The organism is Methanocalculus sp. (assembly GCF_029762515.1).
GTDB lineage: Archaea > Halobacteriota > Methanomicrobia > Methanomicrobiales > Methanocorpusculaceae > Methanocalculus.
In genome coordinates, this window is the sequence record NZ_JARVGN010000042.1 from 1 (window position 1) to 9,090 (window position 9,090).

Below are 9,090 nucleotides of genomic sequence, written 5' to 3' on the forward strand. Positions count from 1 at the left end.
CCGGTTCAGGCAGCAGTGGCAAAAGCCGTTGCAGACTGCCTCGAAGAGGGGCTCTTCAATGGCATCAATATCGATGACATCGTCATCATTGCCAGTGTCTATCTCGCACCTGATGCGGAAGACTACAACCGGATCTACCGGTACAACTACGGGGCCATGAAACTCTCACTCTCACGGGCATTCGAATCCTTCCCTGACGAGAAGACGATCCTCCACGAGAAGGATCGTGCAGCACACGGCGTCATGGGCTTCAAGGTCCAGCGGCTCTGGAACCCCCCATACCTCCAGGTTGCCATGGATCTCGTCGACATGAAGCAGGTCGAGCGTGTCTTAACAGAACTCCCGCAGAACGACCACCTCATCATCGAGGCAGGCACCCCGCTGATCAAGCAGTTCGGCCTCTCCGTCATCGGCGAAATCAGGAAGATGAGGCCAAACGCCTTCATCATCGCGGACTTAAAGACCCTCGACACCGGCAACCTCGAGACCCGGATGTGCGCAAATGCATCTGCTGATGCAGTCGTCATCTCCGGCCTTGCCCCGATCTCGACCATCGAGAAGGCAGTCCTCGAAGCACGGAAGACCGGCATCTATGCAGTCGTCGATATGCTGAATGTCGAATCTCCGTTAAACCTTGTAAAGGCGCTTGCCAAGATCAATGCACTCCCGCATGTCGTTGAGATGCACCGTGCAATCGATGCAGAAGGAAGCGACTATGCCTGGGGCGACATCCCCGCCATCAAGAAGGCAGCAGGCGGAAAGATCCTTGTGGCAACCGCAGGCGGCATCCGGGTGAATGTGGCAAAGAAGGCACTCACATCCGGAGCGGACATCCTCGTCGTCGGCCGTGCCATCACCGCAAGCAAGAATATCCAGCATGCGGCAGAAGAGTTCCTCGAAGAGATTAATTCAGAAGAGATCGACCAGTTCCGTATCATGACGGACTTCTAAATCTCTTTTTTTCCATTTCCCAAAATATCCTTTTTTTCAAGAATTAGCGCCTTAAACGTGAGGCGTAAAGAGGTTTGGATAATAACAAATGAGTGAAAAAAATAGCAGGAAATATATTCCCTAAAAATGAGGATAGCTCCTCACTTCACTCTTTAATCTCAACGAGCGTTATTTCAAAGACGAGCGTCTTTCCGGCGAGGGGGTGGTTTGCATCAAGCATCACCGCATCATCGGTGATCTCGGTAATCTCCACCTCGATGATCTGGTCTTCGCCGACCTGCACCTGGAAACGGTCTCCGACACCCGGAGTGATATCCGGCGGGAACTGGTCCTTTGGCACCGGGAAGACCATCTCTTCATTCCGCTCGCCATAGGCCTCTGCTGCGGGGATCTCAATCCGCCGGGACTCGCCGGCAACCATTCCCAGAACACCCTGGTCAAAGCCGGGGATTACCTGTCCTGCGCCAACTTCAAACTCCAGCGGTTCACGTTCAAGTGACGAGTCAAAGACCGCGCCATCTTCGAGCGTGCCGGTGTAGTGGACTGAAACTACGTCACCAATTGCTGCTGCTGTCATACCTGAAGGCGTAAGGGTTGAGGATATAAGTAAGAATCGGTTTTTCTACCCAGACCACGGAAGAGAGAATACATATTACATAACTGCAATTCTCTCAGTATGGAGAAGAACCCCCTGCTGGTGCAGCATACAACCGCCCATGACTACCGGGAGAAACCCTTCGACCTTGCAATACTCCCGCTCGGATCCCTCGAAAGCCACGGCGGCCATCTCCCCTTCGCAACCGACGCCTACACTGCCGCCATCCTGGCAGAAGAAGTAGCAAAGCAGATACCGGGGACCGCCGTCCTCCCGGTTGTCCCCTACGGCGTATCAGAACACTACCGCGACTTCCCCTTCACCGTCTCGCTCAGGTTCGGGACAGAGATAGCAATCATAGAGGATATCCTTGAATCCCTCCACAGGGAAGGAATCAGGCACGTCTTCATCCTAAACGGCCATGACGGCAACATCGCACCGATCGAGATCGCATCGAGAAAGGTGAAAGTCGCCCACCCGGAGATGAAGATCGCCTCGCTCGGTGCATGGTGGGAATCGATCGCCCCCCTCCTCCCCGAAGGATTCTTCGAAGTCTGGGGGGGGCTTGGGCATGGAGGCGAAGGAGAAACATCCATCAGCCTCGCCCTCTTCGAAGAGCTCTGCCAGATGGAGCATGCAGCAGGACGGGTGCCGGATCTCCCGGAGTTTGGCGAGATCAAATGGCTCTTTTCGGAGATAACCGATTGCGGCGCAACCGGCGACCCGACAAAAGGAAGCAGGGAAAAGGGACTTGTTATGAAGAAGGCGCTTGTTGACGCGATCGTCCAGATGCTGAAAGAACTCAATGCAACAGGCTGGAACTACGGATACAAACCCTGAGATCAGATCGGGATCCTGGGGTTCAGGAGCACCTCATCCCCGCACCCGTGGAGTGAAACGGCAGCCAGCGCACCGATCACACCGCGGCCGCCGGCGATCCTGATCCCCGATGCCTCTGCAAGTGACTTCGCCTCGTCAATATCAATACGATCAGATCTCGCTTTTGCCCCATAGGCAAGGAGCCCCTCAGGGCGGGAGAGGCCGACCTTCACCGCAATTCCCCAGTGCGGGGATGAAGACTCTCCAGCAATAAAGGAGGTTGCCTGATCGATAATCCCCGGAATCTGGTGCTCTTCTGCTGCAAACTCGATCAGGCTGCATGAGTTGCCTGCCGTCTTCTCGGCAATCGCAGGCGAGAGCATCGCAACATGATGGGCAATCATCATCACGCCGTCCATCCTGCCGATATGCTGGAGAAGGGCATAGGCGAGGGCAAATGTCGCACCGCTCCCTTCCGAATCGGTATCATCGATCCCAATCGCAACCAGCCGGAGCGCCTTTGTATAGACATCCCCCTCGACGATATTGCCATTCCGACGGGTATGCACCGCCAGCACACCACGCGCACGTGACATCATCTCGGTCAGGGAGTATGAAGGGCCGCCAAACGACCGGATCGTCTGGATGATCTGATCCCCTTCCTTCCGGATCGCAACAACACTGACAGCCGGGAGGGGGGAGAGGCCGACATCCGCAGAAGCATCCCCAAAACGGCCCCGTTCACGGAGGAGAGTACCATCCCTCCGGACAGAGGAGAGGGCGCCGCCTGCACGCCCATGATGGTGGCGGCAGAAGGCGGCGCAGCCAGAACTCATACACTCATGGTAGATCTCAACAAGATCCTCATCACAGGTTGTAAAGATCCGTTTGCAGAGTGTCCGGGGAAGAGCGGTCCGGGCAATATAGCGTGCAGGCTCCCTTCCCCTTCCCGGAGCATCGAGGAGAATACATTCTTCCGAAACAAGACGGTTCGTCCAGTCCTGTGCGGTCGTCCTCGGGATACCGATCCGGCGGGCGATCTCTGCCACAGTAAAAGAGCCTTCATCCAGCGTAATACGACGCATCAGGGAGAGGATTTTATTCCTCTTCTCAAGCACCCCGGTCATATGCATCCCTGATGAAGTTGAGATCGGAGAGTATCGCACTGGCGGTCGGATAGGGGCCGGCACCTTTTCCAATGAAGGTCACCGGTCCCGCCAGATCGCAGCAGACTGAGATCGCATTCAGCGTCCCGTCCACAACAAGCGGGTGGTCAAGCGAGATGACACGGGGTGAGACCCGGACCTGGTTCTTCCCGGGCAGGATCTCGCCAATAAGCCGGATCGTCGCGCCTTCTGCCTCGGCAAGGCTGAGCGCTTCGGGCGTGATCGAGTCGATCCCGGTGATCGCAACATCAGATAACCTGATATCCATCCCAAGAAGCGTATTTGCCAGGATCACCAGCTTGATGGCAGCATCGATCCCCTTCACATCATAGGTCGGATCCGCCTCGGCATACCCGAGATCACGGGCCTCCTGAAGCGCCTGCGGATAGGTGAGCCCCTCGTCCCGCATCCGGGTGAGGATATAGTTGCAGGTCCCGTTCAGGATGCCGTGGAGCGAACTGATCGTATTGCCGGCAAGCCCCTGCCTGAGCCCGGAGACGATCGGCACCGCTCCTGCAACGGTCGCCTCGTACCCAAGCTTCACCCCTTTCTGGTCAGCAAGCGCTTTGAGCTCATGGTAGGCACAGGCGATCGGTCCCTTATTCGAGGTGACGACATGTTTTCCCATGGCAAGGGCTGATCTGATCGTTGAGAGGGCAGGCTCCCCGGTATCTGCGTTCGTGGGCGAGACCTCGACAAGGATATCAAATGCGCCTGAAGAGAGGATAGCAGCACTCCCAATCCCTGTATCCCCGCAGAGCCCTGTTTCCTCCTTCCGGGCAAGAATATCCGGGATATTAAGGCCGTCTGCATCAATGGCGGCAGAGCGGGAATCTGCAACAGCGGTGATGGTAAAGCCCGTATCAGCAAGCGCCCGTGCAAGCCCCTGCCCGACCACCCCGAACCCGATGATCGCGACCTTCATTCGACACCCTCCAGCGGTTCGAGGATGAGAATATCCTTCTGTGCTGCAACCTCGCGGAGGATCCGAACAGCATGAAGCATATCTTCGGGAGAGACCGCACGGAGCGTAATCTTGGCAGTCGACGGCTCGTCGATTGCGGGCATCACCATATGCAGCTCCGAGACCTCTGCAAACCCTGTCTGATCGATACGGTCAACGGTATCGGTGAGATCGGTATGCATCAGGTGTCCGATCATAATCAGCGACTGTTTCTGGAGGAGCCGCTGCTTGCCGATCCTGACGACCCCGCACCCCCGTTCACGGAGGGCTTCGATCAGGGCATCAAGCTTCTTTTCAGCGAGTTCAAGGACGATATCCACCGTCAGGGTGTTCTCGGCAGTCGTCTGGTCGCGCTGGTGGATGATCGTTATGATATTCCCACCGATATCCGAGATCGGTTTCAATGCTCCAAGCAGCTGGCCCGGAGTATCCTTCAACTCAAGCTTCATCGAGATCTGCAACGCCCATTCCACCTTATAGTTGTACTAGTCGTCTGCTGGTGATAAGAAGGATTCGGAGATCAAAAAGGGGGTTATTTCTTTGAGCCTGGTGCGCCGACGACGATCGGGATCGAATCCGCAATCTCCGCAAGCAGCTCACCGGGAAGGCCCATCACCATCTCGCCATCGGCAATGCCCGAGAACTTCCGTGACCCGTCACAGCCTAGCGAGATATTCGGCTTTCCGCTCATATAGACCGTGGCAGTCGCATCAGAACAGACTGACTGGATCCCTGACATCTCCGAATAGATCCGACCGCCCATCCGGTACAGGATGCCCTGTGCCAGCTTCAGCATCGAACGCGGCTCGGCAATGATCAGCACCACATGCGGCGAGAAGGTGGCTGATTCAAGAGGCGCATAGAGGGTGGCATAGGTATCCCCGGATGGCAGGTGGGGAACATTCTGAATTGTCCGGCGGCAGGCTGCCCAGCTCTCGTACTTGCCGAGGGCAAAATAGAACTCCCCGGATTTGAGGGACGGGGTGAGTTCCCGGAGGCCGAGCGCCCAGGCGCCTCCCATGCAGTTATGCTTCTCGGCAGTTGCATAGAAACTCTTCCCCTCATTCCGGGCAAGCGAGACCATCTGGCAGTGCCTCATCTGCCCGGTTGCCTCTTCCATCCCCTCAGGTATCTGCTTCTCTGATCCTGCCAGCTTGATGGCAACAGGAGAGCCTTTCAGGCCGAGTTGTTCTTTCAGCAGTTTTGATATCGCAGCATAATCCAAATCGGTTCGCATCTCATCCATATCGTTCACACTCCATTATTCTCTACAAGACCCTATTTATCCATCAAACGATAAACCTGATGATCAGAGACGCCGCAGTTTCTGCTCGACCTTCTCAAAGAAGGTCCGTTCGCTTTTTACAAAGAGGGCCGGATCTGCCGATCTCGTTACCCTGATCGAGCCGGAGAGGCCAAGCGGCTCCACCTCCACCCCGTCGATGACAAGGTTTGCGGGTTTTGTAGTCTCGAGGCGGATCTCGATCTTCCGATCGGTCGAGATGATATGGGGGCGGGATGAGAGCATATACGGTGCAAGCGGGACGATCAAAACCCCATCGATCCAGGGATCGACGATCGGACCCCCTCCACTCATCGCATATGCGGTTGAGCCTGTCGGTGTGCTGAGGATGATCCCATCGGCCCGGAATGTCTCGGCCACATCGCCATCGATGACAATCGAGAACCTGAGCATCTTCGCAGGGCGTGAAGTGACGATCAATGCCTCATTGAGTGCATCGCCGATCGGGCCATGATCACTCTCAAAGGCAAGCCGCATCCTCTTCTCCACAGAAAAGCCGGGTTTGAGGGAGGTGAGGAACTCAAGTGCATGGCCCCGTTCGAGATCCGCAAGGAACCCGACCTCACCCCAGTTGATACCGATCACCGGGAGCTGCGGCTGCATCTTTGCAACAGCCCTGAGGACGGTTCCGTCCCCCCCGACTGCAACAACCAGATCTGCACGGCCCGGAAGCTCTTCAAAGGAGATTCCGCCATCCATCTTCAGGGTATCGGCAGTATCGTGTTCAAAGAGCACCGTGTGCCCGGCCATCCGGAGGTCTTCTGCAAGCATCCTTGCAAACGCAAGCGCCTCTTCGCGATCAATCCGTGAGACGATGAAATACCGCATTCTTCACCTGAGATACTCGATCACTTTACGGTGGATCACCGCATTCGTCGCTACCATACACCGCCCGAGAGAGACATCGTCGGGGAAACTCACCAGACCGCCATCCGGTGCCGATACTACTCCTCCGGCTTCTGTGCAGATGAGCATTCCGGCGGCGGCATCGGTGATCCTGAGGGTATTCCTGAGATCGACAAATCCGTCTATCCGGCCGCAGGCAACATAACAGAGTTCAAGTGCTGAGGCGCCAAAGAGCCGCCATCTCCGAATCTCGCTGCCAAGCCGGATGATACTGGCGGGGTCGAACTTCTTCCCGTACAGGCTCATCGCACAGGTATGCAAAGATGAGACATCCGATACAGAGACTTCCATTCCATCCAGAAACGCACCGCCGCCCCGGACTGCATAGAACTCCTCACCGGATGCAAGATCCATCACATACCCCTCTCTCATCTGCCCGTCAACTGCATATCCGAGGGATATCGCATAGAAGGGGATACCGGCAACGGCATTATAGGTACCGTCGATCGGATCGAGGTAGATCGTCCCCTCCCCACCGGGAAGATCCACAACACCCGCCTCTTCACTGATCACGAGCCTGCCAACGCCCGCCTCCCTGAGATGATCGAGCACAAGAGACTCGGCAACATCATCGATCACCTCAGTCGGGGTCTGATCCGCACCCATCCCGATCTCCGCTCCACCCTGCTCGGTACCGACGAGATCGCGGATTTCTGCACGGAGCCGGATGGAGAGCTGCTGGCATGCGGCAAGGAAGGGCGTTTCATTCATCACTGCGTTGTCTTTATGTTCTTTAGATTCAATAAATTACTCCTGCGAGAAATCATCATGAAAGAACAAACAGAAGTTGGGAAACTGAAAGAAGGCCGCTACATGGTCATAGATGACGAACCATGCAAAATTATGACCATCGCCACCTCAAAGCCCGGGAAGCACGGTGCCGCAAAGGCACGGATCATGGCTGTCGGCATCTTTGATGGAGTGAAACGGGATTATACATCACCGGTTGGAGCCAAGATCTATGCCCCGATCGTTGAGCGGAAGAGCGCCCAGGTCATCTCGATCGCTGCAAATACCGTCTCCTTCATGGATATGAAAGATTACACAAACTTCGAGCTGAATGTCACAGACGACCAGCTGGAACTTATCGAGCCCGGCAAGGAGATTCCCTACATCGAATCTCTCGGCAAACGCAAGCTTGACATCTGAATATGCAATCCTTTTCAAACTCTCTTTTTGCCGATGCCGAAGCCTCATATGAGGATGCACGGTATGTGATATTCGGGGTCCCCTATGACGGGACGACCTCATACAAGCCGGGCACCCGTGCCGCACCCGCTGCGATCAGGGCAATCTCGTATAATTTCGAGCCATACATGCCTGAGTACGGGTTTGAGCTTACCGATATCCCCTTCACCGATCTCGGGGATCTCTACCCGGAGGCAGATCCGGAGACGGTCGCAGCCCAGGTTGAGGATACCGTCTCGATGATCCTCTCTGACGGGAAAGTGCCGGTGATGCTCGGCGGCGAGCATTCGATCACCATCGGTGCAGTGCGCGCTGCCATGCCGAAATGGTATGTCGTCTGTGATGCACATCTGGATTTCCAGGACGAATACCGGGGATCCCGCTACAACCATGATTGTGTCTCGGCACGGGTCCGCGATCTCGGCATAGATAATATCATCATCATCGGTGCGCGGAGCGGATCCCGGGAGGAGTTTGAGGCGGCGGCACACCACCGGATCTATACCGCAGATGAGGTGCATGACCGGGGGATCAACGCCATCATCGGCGAGGTGAAAGCCGCCATCGGCGGAGACGCAATCTACCTCTCAATAGATGCGGATGCCATCGACTCATGCCTGACACCGGGGCTCGGGACACCGGATCCCTTCGGGATCACCCACTGGGATCTCCGATCTGTGATCCGGGCGCTTGCAGGTCAGGCTGTGGCATTCGACTATGTCGAGGTGCTCCCAAATGATTCTGAACAGACTGCCGCGGTTGCCGCAAAGATGATCCGTGAATTCATCGGCAGCCGCGAGCATCCGGCAAAACAGGAGAGATGAAGAAGAGATGAGACGAACCCGGATGAAGAACAGATCAGGCATTCCGGAAATGATCGGAACAGTTGTGAACGGGTTCGAATCAAGACCTTTTTATTCTTAAGATTCCTTGTAAGAGTGGTGTCTTGTGAGTTTACGAGACTGGATTATTCCAAATGATCATGTCTTCTATGATATCTTCGAGCAGCTCGCGGATACTACAACAGAGGCTGCACGCCTGCTTGTTGATCTTATTGATGACTATACCAATATCGAGCAGAAGGTCAAAGCGATCAAGAAATTCGAACACCAGGGTGATGCCCTTGCCCACCGGGCATATGCCGAGCTGAACAGGAGCTTCATCACCCCGCTTGAGCCCGAGGAGATATCACGGCTGA

Annotated in this window: 12 protein-coding genes; 5 read left to right on the forward strand and 7 right to left on the reverse strand. The window is 55.7% G+C overall.

Annotation, left to right across the window (positions count from 1 at the left end):
* Positions 1-951: bifunctional 5,6,7,8-tetrahydromethanopterin hydro-lyase/3-hexulose-6-phosphate synthase (locus QCH34_RS02485; RefSeq protein ID WP_300329555.1), on the forward strand; the 951-nt coding region annotated here is incomplete at its 5' end.
* A 145-nt stretch (positions 952-1,096) separates the two neighbouring features.
* Here the strand turns inward: QCH34_RS02485 and QCH34_RS02490 are convergent.
* The gene (locus tag QCH34_RS02490) at positions 1,097-1,528 is read right to left on the reverse strand and encodes a peptidylprolyl isomerase (RefSeq protein WP_300329558.1); all 432 of its coding nucleotides are present in this window, start codon (positions 1,526-1,528) and stop codon (positions 1,097-1,099) included.
* A gap of 99 nt (positions 1,529-1,627) precedes the next feature.
* On the opposite strand from QCH34_RS02490, the gene QCH34_RS02495 reads away from it, so the two are divergent.
* On the forward strand, positions 1,628-2,386 hold the full coding sequence (locus QCH34_RS02495; protein ID WP_300329561.1) for a creatininase family protein: 759 nt from the start codon (positions 1,628-1,630) through the stop codon (positions 2,384-2,386).
* Positions 2,387-2,388: 2 nt separating this feature from the next.
* On the opposite strand, the gene QCH34_RS02500 is transcribed toward QCH34_RS02495, so the two are convergent.
* The 6 genes from QCH34_RS02500 to QCH34_RS02525 all read right to left on the reverse strand — a co-directional run bounded on the left by QCH34_RS02500 (position 2,389) and on the right by QCH34_RS02525 (position 7,415).
* A complete protein-coding gene (locus QCH34_RS02500) occupies positions 2,389-3,492 on the reverse strand; it encodes a sugar-specific transcriptional regulator TrmB (protein WP_300329564.1) in 1,104 nt (367 codons plus the stop codon).
* Positions 3,476-4,456, reverse strand: a complete 981-nt coding sequence (locus QCH34_RS02505; RefSeq protein WP_300329567.1) for a homoserine dehydrogenase — start codon at positions 4,454-4,456, stop codon at positions 3,476-3,478. The genes QCH34_RS02500 and QCH34_RS02505 overlap by 17 nt, the downstream gene beginning before the upstream one ends.
* Positions 4,453-4,956, reverse strand: coding sequence for an amino acid-binding protein (locus QCH34_RS02510; protein ID WP_366898241.1), 504 nt, complete (start codon positions 4,954-4,956; stop codon positions 4,453-4,455). The genes QCH34_RS02505 and QCH34_RS02510 overlap by 4 nt, the downstream gene beginning before the upstream one ends.
* A 71-nt stretch (positions 4,957-5,027) precedes the next feature.
* Positions 5,028-5,741 (reverse strand): DUF169 domain-containing protein, encoded by a 714-nt coding sequence (locus QCH34_RS02515; protein WP_300329570.1) that lies wholly within the window; start codon positions 5,739-5,741, stop codon positions 5,028-5,030.
* Positions 5,742-5,804: 63 nt separating this feature from the next.
* Positions 5,805-6,626: an NAD(+)/NADH kinase gene (locus QCH34_RS02520; protein WP_300329573.1), complete on the reverse strand. Its 822-nt coding sequence runs from the start codon at positions 6,624-6,626 to the stop codon at positions 5,805-5,807.
* 3 nt (positions 6,627-6,629) lie between these two features.
* Positions 6,630-7,415, reverse strand: a complete 786-nt coding sequence (locus QCH34_RS02525; RefSeq protein WP_300329589.1) for a bifunctional fructose-bisphosphatase/inositol-phosphate phosphatase — start codon at positions 7,413-7,415, stop codon at positions 6,630-6,632.
* A gap of 57 nt (positions 7,416-7,472) precedes the next feature.
* On the opposite strand from QCH34_RS02525, the gene QCH34_RS02530 reads away from it, so the two are divergent.
* From QCH34_RS02530 to QCH34_RS02540, 3 genes are all read left to right on the forward strand, one after another.
* Positions 7,473-7,853: a translation initiation factor IF-5A gene (locus QCH34_RS02530; protein WP_300329576.1), complete on the forward strand. Its 381-nt coding sequence runs from the start codon at positions 7,473-7,475 to the stop codon at positions 7,851-7,853.
* Between the two features lie 2 nt (positions 7,854-7,855).
* Entirely contained in the window at positions 7,856-8,716 is an 861-nt protein-coding gene (speB, locus tag QCH34_RS02535) for an agmatinase (protein WP_300329579.1), read from the forward strand.
* Positions 8,717-8,840: 124 nt separating this feature from the next.
* Positions 8,841-9,090, forward strand: a 250-nt coding sequence (locus QCH34_RS02540) for a DUF47 family protein (protein ID WP_300329582.1), incomplete at its 3' end; no start/stop codon positions are given.